This window comes from Azospirillum sp. CT11-132 (assembly GCF_047302835.1).
Taxonomy (GTDB): Bacteria; Pseudomonadota; Alphaproteobacteria; order Azospirillales; family Azospirillaceae; genus Azospirillum.
In genome coordinates, this window is record NZ_JBGLZA010000002.1 from 7,501 (window position 1) to 22,811 (window position 15,311).

The 15,311-nt window shown below is 63.9% G+C and carries 13 protein-coding genes (1 of these 13 running past the window's edge); all 13 read left to right on the plus strand.

The window, feature by feature from the left end; translation table 11 throughout:
- On the plus strand, positions 1-1,253 hold the 3' portion of the coding sequence (locus ACCD06_RS02020) for an FUSC family protein (RefSeq protein WP_413338372.1). Its footprint begins 901 nt before the window's first position; 1,253 of the gene's 2,154 nt are visible here — the last part of the coding sequence; its start codon lies off the left edge, out of view; the stop codon is at positions 1,251-1,253.
- The gene (locus ACCD06_RS02025; RefSeq protein WP_109156176.1) at positions 1,250-1,465 is read left to right on the plus strand and encodes a DUF1656 domain-containing protein; all 216 of its coding nucleotides are present in this window, start codon (positions 1,250-1,252) and stop codon (positions 1,463-1,465) included. The genes ACCD06_RS02020 and ACCD06_RS02025 overlap by 4 nt, the downstream gene beginning before the upstream one ends.
- A complete protein-coding gene (locus tag ACCD06_RS02030; RefSeq protein ID WP_413338374.1) occupies positions 1,462-2,346 on the plus strand; it encodes an efflux RND transporter periplasmic adaptor subunit in 885 nt (294 codons plus the stop codon). The genes ACCD06_RS02025 and ACCD06_RS02030 overlap by 4 nt, the downstream gene beginning before the upstream one ends.
- A gap of 264 nt (positions 2,347-2,610) precedes the next feature.
- Positions 2,611-4,287, plus strand: coding sequence for a long-chain-fatty-acid--CoA ligase (locus ACCD06_RS02035; protein ID WP_413338376.1), 1,677 nt, complete (start codon positions 2,611-2,613; stop codon positions 4,285-4,287).
- Between the two features lie 20 nt (positions 4,288-4,307).
- The gene (locus tag ACCD06_RS02040) at positions 4,308-5,063 is read left to right on the plus strand and encodes an enoyl-CoA hydratase/isomerase family protein (RefSeq protein ID WP_413338378.1); all 756 of its coding nucleotides are present in this window, start codon (positions 4,308-4,310) and stop codon (positions 5,061-5,063) included.
- On the plus strand, positions 5,056-5,826 hold the full coding sequence (locus ACCD06_RS02045) for a creatininase family protein (RefSeq protein WP_109156180.1): 771 nt from the start codon (positions 5,056-5,058) through the stop codon (positions 5,824-5,826). Before ACCD06_RS02040 ends, ACCD06_RS02045 begins: the two co-directional genes overlap by 8 nt.
- Before the next feature lie 203 nt (positions 5,827-6,029).
- Entirely contained in the window at positions 6,030-7,169 is a 1,140-nt protein-coding gene (locus ACCD06_RS02050; RefSeq protein ID WP_413338380.1) for an LLM class flavin-dependent oxidoreductase, read from the plus strand.
- A 56-nt stretch (positions 7,170-7,225) separates the two neighbouring features.
- Positions 7,226-8,014, plus strand: a complete 789-nt coding sequence (locus ACCD06_RS02055; protein WP_413338382.1) for an enoyl-CoA hydratase/isomerase family protein — start codon at positions 7,226-7,228, stop codon at positions 8,012-8,014.
- Complete coding sequence (locus tag ACCD06_RS02060) at positions 7,995-9,923, plus strand: AMP-dependent synthetase/ligase (RefSeq protein ID WP_413338384.1); 1,929 nt, start codon at positions 7,995-7,997, stop codon at positions 9,921-9,923. The genes ACCD06_RS02055 and ACCD06_RS02060 overlap by 20 nt, the downstream gene beginning before the upstream one ends.
- Before the next feature lie 69 nt (positions 9,924-9,992).
- The gene (gene ribB / locus ACCD06_RS02065; protein WP_413338386.1) at positions 9,993-11,075 is read left to right on the plus strand and encodes a 3,4-dihydroxy-2-butanone-4-phosphate synthase; all 1,083 of its coding nucleotides are present in this window, start codon (positions 9,993-9,995) and stop codon (positions 11,073-11,075) included.
- A gap of 92 nt (positions 11,076-11,167) precedes the next feature.
- On the plus strand, positions 11,168-11,698 hold the full coding sequence (locus ACCD06_RS02070; protein WP_413338388.1) for a flavin reductase family protein: 531 nt from the start codon (positions 11,168-11,170) through the stop codon (positions 11,696-11,698).
- Between the two features lie 247 nt (positions 11,699-11,945).
- Positions 11,946-13,763, plus strand: coding sequence for a DUF1302 domain-containing protein (locus tag ACCD06_RS02075; protein ID WP_413338390.1), 1,818 nt, complete (start codon positions 11,946-11,948; stop codon positions 13,761-13,763).
- Between the two features lie 111 nt (positions 13,764-13,874).
- Positions 13,875-15,233 (plus strand): spinster family MFS transporter, encoded by a 1,359-nt coding sequence (locus ACCD06_RS02080; protein WP_413338392.1) that lies wholly within the window; start codon positions 13,875-13,877, stop codon positions 15,231-15,233.
- The last annotated feature ends 78 nt before the right edge of the window (positions 15,234-15,311 follow it).

A 15,311-nucleotide genomic window follows, 5' to 3' on the forward strand; every position in this document is an offset into this window, starting at 1 on the left:
GTGAAGTGGAGCATTGGTTCGCTGCCGCCGATGCGGCCGGGCGGGACGTTGTTGCGAACCGGCTGATCGACCGCGCCCAGACGGTGCGGACACGCATCGCCGCGGATGCCGTGACGGCCGGCGACAGGCTCGCGGCCAACCTCGTCGGCCACCTCGCCGAGATGATCTGTCTGCTTCATGACTGCGACCGGCTGGAGCGGACGATCATAAACGCCCAGTCGTCGGACACCGCATCGCACCTCCGGTCCAGACGCGCGACGGGCTATGTCTATCACCGCGACCCCTGGATGGCGGCCCGGAGCGCGCTGGGCGCGGTCGCCGGCATCGTCATCGGCTGCGCGTTCTGGATCGGGTCGGCCTGGCCGGAGGGCGGACTGGCAGTGTCGATCCTGGGTGTATGCTGCGCCCTGTTCGGCAATGTCGACGTGCCGGCGCCAAACGTCGTCAAATACATGACCGGTTCGGTCGCCGGGGTGGCGATCAGTCTGGTCTACAGCTTCGTCATTCTTCCCCGCGTGACGGATTTCGTCGGCCTCGTCGCGGTGCTCGCACCGGCCTTCCTGTTCGCCGGCTCCCTGCAAGCCCGGCCCCCGACAACCTTCATGGCGCTCGGCATCACCCTGACGATCCCGATCCTCTCGGGATTGGGTACCACCTATGCCGGCGACTTCGCCGGGTCTCTCAACAGCGTCATCGCGCTGTTCGGGGCGATAGGATTTGCGGTCGTGAGCATGAGCCTGTTCCAGACCATCCCGGTCGATGCGGCGATCGGCCGGCTGCTTCGACTGAATCGGCAGGACGTCAGGCAGCGGGCTCTGGGCGGCGGACCAGACGAAGCCTGCTGGACAAGTCTCATGATCGACCGGACGGCGCTGCTGCTCCCGCGGCTCCGGCTGTCCGGAAAATCCCACCCGGATGTGCTTGACGACACCTTGCACCATCTTCGCGTCGGTCACGCCGCCAGCCGGCTTTATCAGGCAATCCGGCAGGTCGACGCCAATGACGGCGGCAACAATGACGGCCAGATCGGCTATGACGGGTTCGAGCTTCTCACCGCGATTGCCCTACGCTTCGGTCCCGGATACCGGGCGGGACCTTCCGATGCCATCGCTTTGCAGCGGCGCATCGGAATGCTGATGGCGCGTGTCGCCGACAGCTCGATCAAAGACCGCGGTCTGCTGCTCGACCTGCTCATCGACCTCCGGTTCGCCCTGGGTCCGAGCGGCGCACCGAATTGGGAGAACGACCGATGATCCCCGATCTCGACATCGGAGGCATCTTCCTCCCCGGTCTGCTGGTGCTCGCCCTGGTCGCACTTGTCGGCACCGTCGCGGTGGTCCGTCTCTTCGCCGCCGCGGGACTCTTCCGCCTGACCGCCAGCCGGCCGCTCATCGAACTCGCCACTTTCGCCCTCCTCTACGGTCTGCTCCTGCAGACTCTGCCATCCAGCGGAACATTCCAATGAAACCTGTGCTGTCCCTACTCGGGCGCTACATCCTGACCCTTAGCTTCGGCACGGCTGCCGCTTTCGTGGCGTTGCAGGTGTGGACGCGTCACGAGCAGACGCCGTGGACGCGGGATGCCCGGGTGAGCGCGGAGGTCGTGCAGATCGCGCCGGAGGTCTCCGGGACCGTCGGTGCCGTGTCAGTTATCGACAATCAGTATGTGCATCGTGGGGACGTCCTCTATGTGATCGACAGCGAGCGGTTTTCGCTCGCGGTGGCATCCGCACAGGCCGATGCCGAAGCCAAGCGCCAGGACATGCTTGTCCGGCAGGCGGCGGCGCGGCGGCGAAGCCAACTCCGCGAGGTCATTTCCCAGGAGGATGTGCAGCAGACGGCCGGTGCCGCCGCACAGGCGGCCGCAACCTATGACGGTGCGGTGGCTGCGCTCGATCTTGCCAAACTCAATCTCGCACGGGCGACGATCCGGGCGCCGATCGACGGGTACGTCACCAATCTGCGGCTGCGGCCCGGCGATTATGCCACGGCCGGCGTGACGAAGATCGCCATCCTCGATGCGACCAGCTTCTGGATCACCAGCTATTTCGAGGAAACGAAGCTGCGGAGGATCCGTGTCGGCAGCCCGGCGCAGATCATGCTGATGGGATTCGATGACGCGCTCTCCGGCCATGTCGAAAGCATCGGCCGGGGCATCGAGGACAGCAACGGAACGCCCGGTCACAGCGGGTTGCCGAACGTCGAGCCAACCTTCAGCTGGGTCCGCCTTGCCCAGCGCATACCGGTGCGCATCCGCATCGACCGTGTCCCGCCCGGCGTCGAACTGTCGGCGGGCATGACGGCGACCGTCGCCATCGAGTCCGCAACCGCCGGCGACGCGCTGTAATCGGCCGCGGAAGAGTGCGGCATCTATCGCCGTCAATCAGGTGGGTCGCGCCAGAATATCCTTTCACGGGCGCGTTCACGGGGAGTCTTCGGAAGAAACGCTTGAGGGGCAGGCGCTAACCTCGGGCAGCAGGCGATCCTTGCATGCCGAAGGCGGATCGGCGCGTACCGACGGCGGCGACACCGGCCGGTGGCGGGTTGATCCGCGCCGCACCGGAGGCCGGGCCGGTCTGCAGAATCGACAGGATCATGATGGAGAGCAGACATGCCCTTGCGTTTCGCTGACGCAACCGACGAAGCTTATCGATACCCCTTGACCATCCGCCACCTGCTTGACCGCGCCCTCATCACGTCGGCCGATCAGGAGATCGTGTACCGCAACCAGTATCGCCTCACCTACCGGGAGTTCGCGCAACGCATCGGAAGACTGGCGTCGCTGCTGTCCTCGCTGGGCGCCGAGGAGGGGATGACGATCTCGGTGATGGACTGGGACAGTCATCGATATCTGGAAGCGTATTTCGCCATTCCCATGATGGGTGCGGTGTTGCAGACGGTGAACGTCCGCTTGCCGATCGACCAACTCCTCTACACGCTCGTCAAGACGAAGCCCGGCGTCATCATCATCCACCGCGACTTCTTCCCCTTTCTGGACGAGATCCGGCAAGCCGCTCCCGGCCTGAAGGCGATCATCGCAATCATGGACGGGACCGGTGAGCCGGCACCCGATTGGGCGGCCGGGGAGTATGAGGAGCTGATTGCAGCTGCCGATACCGATTTCGATTTCAGGGATTTCGACGAGAACGCAATCGCGACGACCTTCTTCACGACCGGGACGACGGGGAATCCGAAGGGAGTCTGCTTCAGCCACCGGCAGTTGGTTCTGCACACGCTGGCCCTGTGCGGCCATTCCGGCGACACGCGCCATCGGGGATTCGGTGTCGACGATGTGTACATGCCGCTCACGCCGATGTTTCACGTCCATGCCTGGGGCATGCCCTATATCGCGACGATGCTGGGCCTGAAGCAGGTCTATCCGGGGCGCTATGATGCCGACATGATCTGCAGATTGCGGACTGAGCATGGCGTCACCTATTCGCATGGCGTGCCAACCATTCTACAGATGGTGATTTCCGCGGCAGATCGTACCGGAACGGACCTCTCCGGCTGGATGATGGTGGTCGGCGGTTCGAGCCTCACCCCGGCCCTGTTCGAGGAAGGGCGGCGCCGCGGCATGGAGATCGTCGGCGCCTACGGGATGTCCGAAACGGCGCCGATCCTCACCGTAACGCGCCGCGCCCCCGGATCCGAGACGGGAGCCGCGGACGAGGGCCATCTGCTGACGAGGGCAGGGGTGCCGATCCCGCTGGTCGAGACGCGGATCGTCGACGAGGACATGACCCCGCTTCCCAGGGATGGACGGTCACGCGGGGAACTGGTGGTGCGGGCCCCCTGGCTCACGCCCTGCTATGTGGGCGACGGGGAGGGGTCGAAGGCCCTTTGGCGGGGCGGATGGCTCCACACGCAGGACATCGCGACCATCGATGCGAACGGCAACGTGACGATCTGCGACCGCCTCAAGGACGTCATCAAGAGCGGTGGGGAATGGATCGATTCGATCCAGTTGGAGGGCATCGTCGCGAATGCCGAGGGTGTCGCCGAAGCGGCCGTCGTCGCCGTGCCTGATGACCATTGGGGCGAGCGGCCGCTGGCCGTGATCGTCGCCGCCCCCGGTGCGACCGTGACGCTGGCAACGCTGAACCGGCCGATCGAGGCGGCGATCAAGGACGGTGCGATCACGCGATACGCGAAACTCGACCACTTCATTGCCGTAAGCGAGCTGCCGAGGACGAGCGTCGGGAAGATCGACAAGAAGACCCTGCGCGCCCGGTTCGCCTCCGTCCAAACCGACGGATCGGCAGCCACGGAGCCCTGTGCGACCTGAAAGGAGGCAACATGTTGAGGATGGATCGTTTATCCACGACGCTGGTCCGGTTGACCATGGACAGGCCGCCCGCCAACGCGCTTTCCCTCGATCTGATCCAGGCATTGGCGGACGATCTCGCCCGGTTCGGCGAAGAGGCCGACGCGCCGGCCGTGATCCTGACCGGCGCCGGCGAGCGCTTCTTCAGTGCCGGCGGCGACATTCGCGAAATCACCATCAAGGCGGAAGCCGCGATCCCGCGAATGCGGGCCTTCCACCATCTGCTGATCACGCTCGAAGGCTACCGGTGCCCTCTGCTGTGCGCAGTCAACGGCTATGCGGTGGGCGGGGCGCTGGAGCTGGCTCTGTTCGCCGACTACGTCGTGGCGAGCGACAGCGCCCGGTTCGGCTTTCCCGAAATCAATCATGGACTGCTCCCCGCCGCGAAGGGCATGCGGCAGGCGATGAACCGCCTCGGGCGCCGGGCTGCCGAGCGCCTCCTCTATTCCGGCGAGCTTGTTTCGGCGCAGGAGGCGCAGGCGATGGGCCTCGTCGACGAAATCGTCGGTTTCCACGACTTGCAGGACCGGACCCGTGCCGTTGCCGAGACGCTTCGCCTCAAGGACATGCATCTGTTCTCGGCAATCAAACGCACCTTCAACGAGGCGCCGCGGATGACCGATGAGGAGCTTGAGGCGCGCACGCTCAGTGACATGCAGGATTACCTGAACCGCGAAGAGACGGCCGCTGCGCGTGAACAGTTCCTTCAACGCAAGGCGAGGCAGCAGCATGGCTGACGGCGATCACCTCCGGCTTGAGTTCATGACCTCGTCCGAGGTCGCTCTCGCCATTGCGGGCGGCACCCGGACCATCGTCATCCCCTGCGGGGCGGTGGAGCAGCACGGACCGCACCTGACCCTCAGCGTCGATGCCGACCATGCGGACCATCTCGGGATATTGGTGGCGAAGGGTGTGGGGAGCGCGCTGGTGGCGCCGACCATCAGGGTCGGCTGTTCGTCCCACCATCTCGCCTTTCCCGGCACGATCTCCCTGCAGGACAGCACATTCGAAATGATCTGCCGGGATTACTGCACCAGCCTGGCGAGGCACGGGTTCGAACGCATTCTCATCTTCTCCGCCCATGTCGGCAATTCTCCGCCATTGGCCAGGATGCTGCCGCGATTGCGGTCGGCCGTACCCGCCTCCTGCCGCGTCTCCGCCTTCACCGATGCGAAGGCGTGGCTGGAGCGGTGGCGCGATGCCGTCAATGAGGCGGGTGGCGAGCCGATCAAGGTCGGCGGCCATGCCGACATCGCCGAAACCTCGCTGATGCTCGACCTCCATCCCGAGCGGGTGCGGGCGGAGCGCTATGAGGCCGGAAGACTGGGGCTTCTTTCGCAAGGCGACCTCGAGCTGATGTGGCGCGACGGGCTTTCGGCCGTCAGCGCCAACGGCATTCTCGGCGACCCCAATGGTTCCTCGGTGGCCATCGGCAGGCACTGCATCGAGCGCATCGGCTCACTTCTCGTCGAGAGCTTTTCCCAGGACGATCCGGTTTGACACCGCGCCGGGCGTGAAGGGGCGCCGGCGATCGAAGACGCTTTGCCCTTGCCGCCCGACAAGCCTGCCGATCCTTCCTGTACAAAATAATATTCTGACCACGCTGTTCGTGACACGGATCTTCGGCAGGTTCTGCCGCCTGCTTCATGACAAGCTTTCAGTCATTGAAAAGGCAACCCAAACAAACCCGAGAGGGAATCCAAATGGCAGTCAAGTTCGGCTTCTGGTCCGAGCAGGAAACCCTGGTTGGTCAAAGCTATTCACGCCGGCTTCATGAGCTTGTCGAAGAGGCGGTGTTTGCCGAGAAGATGGGTTTCGACATCGTCAGCCTGTCCGAGCAGCATGTCGCCTTGGGCGGGATCTCCAGCTCGGCTCCCGAGGTCGTGTATGGCTACCTCGCGGCGGTCACGTCCCGCATCCGGCTGAGGCCGGCGGTTTCGCTGATGCCCAAGAAGATCAACCACGCTCTCCGCACGGCGGAACGTGCCGCCGTCACCGACATCCTGTCCAACGGCCGCATGGAGCTTTATTGCGGCCGCGCGAACACCACCATCGCGATGCGCGCCTTCAACGTGGAGCCTGCGGAAACGCTTGAGCAGATGGAGGAGGGAATCGCGCTGATCCGCGAAGCCTTCAGCAAGGACATCTTCACCTTCGAGGGCAAGCATTATCAGGTTCCGCCGCGCATGCTGGTGCCGAAGCCGATCCAGAAGCCTTATCCGCTGATGGGCATCGCGGCGACCAGCGAGCGCAGCCATGTCTGGGCGGCCCGCCAGGGGCTCGCGGTCCTCAGCCACACGCTCTACCAGGGCTGGGACGCCCAGGCGAAGATGGTCGAAGCCTATCGGTCGAACTGGCACCGGGATCCGAACGGTCCCCTCGACCGTCCTCGTCTCGGCATGCCGGTGTTCCTCGGGATCGCTGAAACGGATCAGGCGGCGAAGGACATCTATGCCGAGCCGCTGATGCAGTACGCCCGCATTTCGACCGATGCCTATCCGAGGCTCGCGAAGATCGCGGACGACTACGCCTATATGGGCGAAGGGCTGGAAGCCCTCCAGCGCGCGGCCACCGATTGGGATTATCTCCTCAACGAGTCCGCCAGCCTGGTCTGCGGCAGCCCGGATACGGTCATTCGCCAACTGGAACGCTTCATCGAAACCGGCGCCGAAGAAATCCTGTTCCACATCGACTCGGTTTCACACGCCGAGATCATGAAGGCGATTGAGTTGGTCGGCCGCTATGTCATCCCTCACTTCAACGACCGCAACAATGTGGTGCGTCCGACCGACGAGATACTCGAACAGATCCGCATGATGCGAAAGGCGAACGCTTCGGCCTGATCCCGTGTCGACCGATCTGGCCAAGCGATCCGGCCGGATGATCTGGAGAGCCTCACATGACCGACAAGACCTACAGGGGCCTGCTCGTCGAGAAACGTGCGAGCGGGGTGGCGATCGTCACCCTGAACCGGCCTGAAATCCTCAACGCCATCGACTGGCCGATGCATTCCGCGCTGGAAGAGCTGTTCGTGGACCTCGACAACGACCGGGCGGTCAAGGCCGTCGTCCTGACCGGTGCGGGTCGCGGCTTCTGCTCCGGCGGCGATCAGAATGCGCTCGATGACGATCTGGGGCCGATTTCGCCCACCCGCTCTGGGCGCCATCTCATCCGCAACATGCTCGAACTGGAATGCCCGCTGATCGCCGCGGTCAATGGCGTCGCCGTCGGGCTGGGCGCCACGCTCGCCCTGTTCTGTGATGTCGTCTTCGCGCAGCCCGGTGTCCGCTTCGCCGACACGCATGTGACGGCCGGCGTCGTCGCCGGCGACGGCGGTGCGGTGATCTGGCCGCTCCTTCTGGGGCCGGTCCGGGCGAAGCACTATCTGATGACCGGGGACTTCATTTCGGCGGAGGACGCGGCGGCGGCCGGCATGATCAACAAGGTCGTGCCGGAAGGAACCGTCGTCGAGCATGCGGTCCGCTACGCCGAGATGCTCGCATCCGGTCCCCGCGACGCCATCGCCTGGACCAAATACGCCGTCAACAAGCTGATCAAGGAACAGGTGCACCTGAATCTCGACGCCGCCGGCGCGCTCGAGATGCTCACCTTCCACAGCCCGGAGCGCAAGGAGGCCGTCGCCGCCTTCCGCGAGAAGCGCAAACGCTTTGCAGAAGGCGGCAATTGAGATGGGCGGGCCGCATTCCTTTTTCCCGCCCGTCCTGCCCCCGATCGCCTCATCCGCGATCGACCCTCCACCGACCACGCATGAAGACGGGACGCTGCCGTCGCTGCTGCGCGACCGCCGGGACGGCAGGGGTGAGGCCGTGGCGTTCTTCCAGAAGCGTGCCGGTACGTGGCACGCCACGACCTGGGGTGAATTTGCCAGGGACGTCGCGTCGCTTTCGCGTGCCCTCCTCGATCATGGTCTGGAGAAGGGGGACCACGTCGCCATCATGGGCGACATCTCGCAGGACTGGGTGGTCGCCTACATGGCGACGGTCTGTTCCGGCGGCGTGGCGGTCGGGATCTATTTTACCTCTTCGACGGAGGAGGTGGAGTATTTCCTGGAGGACTCCGGGAGCAAATTCGCCTTCGTCGCCGGAGAGAAGGAACTCGCCATCCTTCTTCGCAGCCGGCAGGCGGAGACGCTGAAGAAGATCGTGGTCTTCGATCCGGCGGTTCCGTCATCGAAGACCATCGTCTCGCTGCCGCGGTTTTCCGTCTCGTCGTCCGACTGTGCGTCGTTGCTCGACGAGCAGGCCGATAAGGCGCGTGCGGAAGACAATGCCAGCATCGTCTATACCTCCGGGACGACCGGCAACCCCAAGGGCGCGATCCTCACCCACCGGTCGCTGATCGAGGGTCTGTCGACCATCCGAAGCTTTTGCCCGGCGCTTTTCCGCGAACCCCAGCGGGTGGTCGTCCATCTCCCCCTCTCCCATGTTGTGGGGCTCGGGCAAGGGATCGTTCTTCCTCTCATCAGCGAGGTCACGCCCTATTTCGGCGAGACCGGAGCGGACTTCGCGACGACCATCCGGGATGTGAAGCCGACCTATTGGATGGCGCCGCCGCGCTTCTATCAACGCTACGCCGCCGAACTGGTCAGCAGGATCAATGCGTCGGCTTCGATCGGCAAGAAATCCTACCGCTTCGCGATGTCCATCGCCCAGAAGGCGCTGGCGGACCGACAGGCGGACGGCCCGGACGATCCATTTCTCCAGGCGCTTTTCGCGACCTGCCGCGATCAAGTCTTCCTGCCGCTCCTGGCGGAGATCGGTCTGGACCAGCTCAAATACCCCTACACCGCCTCCGCGCCGATGCCGCCGGAGGTCGTGAAGCTGTGGCAGACATGGGGGGTGAACCTCAAGGAGGTCTATGGACAGACCGAGCTGGTCGGAGCGAACACCGGGCAGATGCGGGACTGGTCGAAGCCCGGCACGATCGGCGTTCCGATTGCCGATCCGCGCTGGAAGACCAGGATCGCCGGCGACGGTGAAATGCTGGTGACGGGACCGGGCCTGTTTACGGGGTACCTGAACAAGCCTGACGACACGCTGGAGGCTCTGCGCGACGGATGGCTCCACACCGGCGACATCGTCGAGGTCCGGCCCGATGGCCAGCTGGCGATCATCGACCGGAAAAAAGAGATCATCAACACCTCCGGCGGCAAGTCGATCAGCCCGGCTCAGATCGAGAACGAACTGCGTCAAAGCCCGTACATATCGGAAGCCGCGGTTTGCGGTGACGGACGGAAATACCTGGTGGCGTTGATCGAGGTCGACCGCATCGCGATGACGGACTGGGTGAAGGGGCGGAAGGAAACAATAAACGACTACTCGGATTTCTGTTCGTCGGAAGCCGTTATCCACCTGATCGAGGGGGAGGTCGCCAAGGCGAACCAGAGGCTGGCACCCGTCGAACAGATAAAGTCGTTCCGGATCCTTCCTGAAGAGCTGTCGGCTGAAAATGGCGTTATGACGGCGACCAGAAAAAAGCGGCGCAAGGTGCTGAACGAACGTTACGCGGCGCTGATCAATTCACTCTACGACGACTCCGAGGATTCTCTGATCCGCAAGGCGCTGTCGAACATGTGATGCGGTGATCGAAGGAGTGTCATAACGATGCCGTCTTGCAATCCACGCCATCCATTTCTGTCCTCTACGATGGAGATCATCGAAGAGGCCCGCAATGGCCGAATGTTCATCCTGGTCGACGACGAGGACCGGGAGAACGAGGGCGATCTCGTGATCCCGGCGCAGATGGCGACGCCCGAGGCAATCAACTTCATGGCGTCGCATGGCAGGGGCCTCATCTGTCTCGCGCTCGGCAAGGAGCGGGTCGATCAGCTCGGCCTCAAATTGATGAGCACGGAAAACGGCACCCGTCATGGGACGGCCTTCACCGTTTCGATCGAGGCGCGCGAGGGGGTTTCCACCGGCATCTCCGCGGCGGACCGTGCGCGGACGGTGGCAGTGGCGATCGACGCGGCCAGGGGGCCGGACCATATCGTCTCTCCGGGTCACATATTCCCCCTGGTCTCCCGGCCCGGCGGCGTGCTGGTCCGCGCGGGACATACCGAGGCGGCGGTAGACGTCGCGCGTCTTGCCGGCCTCAATCCTTCGGGCGTGATCTGCGAGATCATGAAGGAGGACGGAACGATGGCGCGTCTCGACGATCTCGTCGCCTTTGCCCGTCGTCACGCGCTCAAGATCGGCACGATCCGCGATCTGATCGCCTTCCGCCGCCGCCACGATCATGACGTCGAGCGTGTCGTCACCGCGAAGTTCGATAGCCGATGGGGCGGCGAATGGAGCGCCATCACCTTCCGCATCAAGGCGATCGAGACGGAAGCGATCGCACTGGTGAAGGGCGTGATCGACGAGAGGCCGACCCTGGTGCGCATGCACGCGCTGGACATCCTGTCGGACGTGCTCGGCCAGACTGGTGATCGCGGCGATATCGTCGCCCAATCCATGCAGGAGATTGCCGCCGAAGGGAGAGGCGTGATCGTGCTGTTCAGCCGCGATATGCCGATCTCGCAGCTTCTCCGGGTGAAGTCTGGGGAGCCGCTCGTCGACAAGGCCGAACTGCGCAACTATGGCGTCGGCGCCCAGGTTCTGGCGGATCTCGGCATTCACGACATGATCCTCCTGTCCAACTCGCAGCATGTCCCGGTCGCGCTCAGGGGCTATGGATTGAACATCGTGGAGCACCGGACGCTGCCGGTCGCCGCCGCCACCCCGTAGCGCAGCGTCCAACACAGGTGCCGAACGACCAGTCCCGCGGCGCCAACCAGGGTTGGCGGCATGCCATTCCACTGCCTTGCGTGAGGTTCACCATGTCAGCACAAGATTTTCCGGTTCCAAACCATGTGGAGACGGCAGCCTTCAAGAGTGCATTGCGCTCCGTTGTGGGGTCGGTCTCGATCGTGGCATCGGGCCAAGGTGCCGACAGGCGTGGCCTGACCGTCACCGCCGCGGTTTCCTTGTGCGTCGATCCGCCGATGGTGCTTGCCTGCATCAACCGCAGTGCCGAGGCTCACGACGTCATTCTCCGGACCGGCGCCTTTTCCTGGAATGTCCTTTCCGCCGATCAGGTCCAACTGGCGGAACGCTTTGCGGCGATGGACGGCAGCAAGGGTGCATCCCGTTTCTCCCCCGCTGAATGGGGCGAGATGGTCACCGGGGTTCCAGTCCTTCTCCAATCCGTTTGCAGCTTCGATTGCAGAGTACAGGACACCCTGGAAGTCGCTACCCATACGATCATGATCGGTGCCGTTGTCGCCCAGATCCACAATCAGCATAAAGTCCCTCTGATTTATTCCTCAGGCAAATTCGGTCGTATGGAATATTTCGAATCCGTTGGATAGTACGGACTATCTGCGTTCTTATCATCGTATTTTGATTTTGTTTGATGACGAATCCCATCTCTCCTTGCGGGGAGAAGGACATTCGAAGTGGATTGTTGTCGATTCACCCTCAGATGCGATTGCCCTGCATCTGAGGCTATGCCGAGTGCTCTCAAGGAAAAGCGGAAGACCGAACCCTGGCCCGTCCGGAAAGATCGGGGAAGGGCTTCCTTGTCTCAACTCCAATAAATCATCGAAGGGAGGAAAGATGGCGGACCTGAGTCTGTCGGCACCCCGTGCCGCATGGTGGACAAGCCTTGGCATAGGCCGGAAAGCGGCGATCCTTGCCGCCCTGTCGATCGCATGGCCGGCCCATGCCTGGGAATTCAAGGAAGGAGACTGGTCGGGTGGCATCCGGGCCGTGGTCACCGTCGGAACGGCCATTCGCGCCAGCCCCATCGACCCGTCCCTGGTTCCGGCCGGCGACGGTGCACGGTTCCGGATCAGAAGTGCGGCACCGGGGGGCGTCAATTCCGACGACGGGAACCTGAACTATCGGGAAGGCGATCCGGTTTCCACGGTCGCCAAGGGGCTGGTCGATTTCGAGGCCAACAACGCCGACGACTGGGGCGTCTTCACCCGCGTGAAGGGCTGGTATGACCACACACTTGCGGAGGGGCATGTCGCGCTGGGCAACCTGCCAAACAACTATGCCGCCGGCCCATTGTCCGACCGTGGTTTTTCGCAAGGCGCCAAATTCCGCGGCATCTCCCTCGCCGACGCTTACGTCAAGGGTCGGTTCTCCGCCGGTGGGCTCCCCATCTCGTTCAAGGCCGGCCAGCAGACCATCGAATGGGGGCCGGCATTCACAATTCCCGGCGGCCTCCGTGACATCAACCCGCGCGACTTCGCCGCCTTGTCCCGGCCGGGCCTGCAGCCGCAGGAGGGAGCGAAGCCGTTCCTGGCGCTGTCGGGCAAGGTCGACCTCTCGCCGACCGCAAGCCTCGATGTCTTCTATCAGCTGCTGTCGGCGACATCGACGCAGCCGGGTTGCGGAACATTCGCCGCCACCGCCGATTACGCCTCACCGGGTTGCGACATGGTCATGGTGTCCAATGCCTTGTCCTCGGTGGACGGGCTGGCGACCGGGCGTTTCCTGAAGCGTCGCAGCGACGGGACGGCGGGGGATGCCGGCCAGTTCGGTGTCGGCGGCTCGTATCTGGTGCCGGACATCGGCACCCGGTTTTCGCTCCACTTCACCAACATTCACGCGCGGACCGGCTATGTCGAGGCCGACCGGACCGGCCGGACCGGCGCCATCTTCCTGCCGGGAGATCCGGATGGCTTGAATCCGACCTATCGGTTCCAGTATCCCAAAAATATCAAAATGCTGTCCGGCAGCTTCGCCACCAGCGTTCCCTCTTTGAAGCTGCGGGTCGCGGGCGAACTCGATCATAAATTCAACCAGCCGCTCGGCTTCAACGCCCCCGATCTGTTGCAAGCGGCCGTGAGCGGAACCGGTGTGCTGGCGCGGGATTTCTCCTCGGTTCCCCTGGGCGGGCCGTTCGCCGGTTACGAGCGCTTTCACGTCACCCAGGGGCAGCTCGCCGCATCGGGCGACGTCGGCAGTGTGATCGGCGGCACCTTGACCCTCGGCGGCGAGGTCGGCGCCAAATATGTCCACGATCTGCCGGACCCCAATTTTCGCCGTTATGGCCGCTCCGACATTTTCGGAACCGGACCCAACAACGGCGTCTGCGCGGCCGGGGCCGATCCCAAGGCCTGCACCACCAGGGGCTTCGTGACGCCATTCTCGTGGGGGTATCGCCTTCAGGCGAGCCTGAGCTATCAGGACGTTCTGCCGGGGGTGAACCTCAAGCCGTCCGTCGCCTTCGCCCATGACGTCAACGGGACGTCCTATGACGGCGCGTTCAATCAGGGGCGCCAGATCTTCCGGCTCGCGCTCGATGGCGCGGTCAGGGACAGCTATCTCTTTAACCTCACCTACCTGACGACCTTGGCCGGCCCCTACGACCCGCGCGCCGACCGTGACGTGTTTCTCATCAGCACGGGCGTCAAACTCTGACCGTATGCCGAGCCGTAGGCCGGCCGCCAGCATTCCCCGCGCCTCCCGACACCGCGTTCCGACCGAAACCGACCCGGCCCCCCTGTGCCCGGTCTTTTTGGAGACTGCCGTATGATCGAAGACGCAACGACCACGGTGTCGGTGCCGCAGCCGAAACCGCTGGGCATGTCGATCCACTATCGACGCTACGCCTTGATCATGTTGTTCCTCGTTTACATGCTGAACTTCGTCGACCGTCAGATCGTCAATATCCTGGCGGAGCCGATCAAGCGCGAACTCGGTCTCGCCGATTGGCAGCTGGGGTCGTTGACCGGCCTTTCCTTCGCCATCTTCTACGCGACGTTGGCCCTTCCGATCGCGCGGTGGGCAGAGCGTGCGAACCGGGTCAGGATCATCGCGCTGTCGGCGATCACCTGGAGCCTGTTCACGGCGGTCTGCGGCGTAGCACAGAGCTTTGCCCAGCTGTTCCTCGCCAGGGTTGGTGTCGGTGTCGGCGAAGCCGGCTGCACGCCGGCATCCCAGTCCCTGATCAGCGATTACACGACAAGAGAGAAGCGGGCGTCGGCGCTGGCGTTCTTTTCCATAGGCATTCCGGCCGGCTCCCTGGTCGGGATGGTGGTCGGCGGCCTGATCGCGGACAGTCTCGGCTGGCGCGCATCTTTCGCGCTGGTCGGGGTGCCCGGCATCATCCTTGGGCTGCTGGCCTATTTCACTCTACCCGAGCCGCGAAAATCCTCCTTCGCGGCCAGCGAGGCGCAAAGCTCGCCGACCCTGAGGGAGGCACTGGGCGAACTCGGCAGCAAGCGAACCTATATCTGGCTCACGGTCGCGATGGCGGCCATGAGTTTCGGGATTTACAGCAATCTTGCCTTTCAAAGCTCCCACTTCCTGCGCAATCACGCGCAAGGGTTGGGCGCGCTGACGGTCAGGCTGAACGATCTCACCGGAATCCACCTGGGCGCCACCGGCTTCCTCGGTACGGTGCTGGGCCTGATCGTCGGCATCTGCGGAGCCGCCGGCACCTGGTTGGGCGGCTGGGCGACAGATCGCGCGGTGGCGCGCGGCAGCCTGAACGCCTACGCGACCATTCCGGCGGCCGCGGCCCTGTGCCTGCCGTTTGCGCTTTTCGCGACTTATCTCACCTCGAACACCGTGGCTGCGCTTTGCCTGATGGGTTTGCCGATGATGCTGCAGTCCATTTATTACGGCCCCATCTTCGCGGCGGTACAAAGCCTGGTGCGTCCGCGCACCAGGGCGACGGCCACCGCAATCTTCCTGTTCTTCGCAAATCTGATCGGGCTTGGCCTTGGACCGCTGTCGGTCGGCCTGATCAGCGATCTTCTCGCGCCGTCGATGGGCTCCGGTGACGCCATCCGCTGGGCGCTGATCAGCACGTCGGTCGTCTACGTCCTGGCGGCGGCCGCCTTCATGGTGGCGCGGAAGAGCATCAGGCAGGACATCGTCAGCTGACAAGGTAAACGGCGGCAAGCATCTGGGGGACCGCAATGCCGGTCCCCGAACATGCCAAAGGCTCTTGATCCCGGCAGG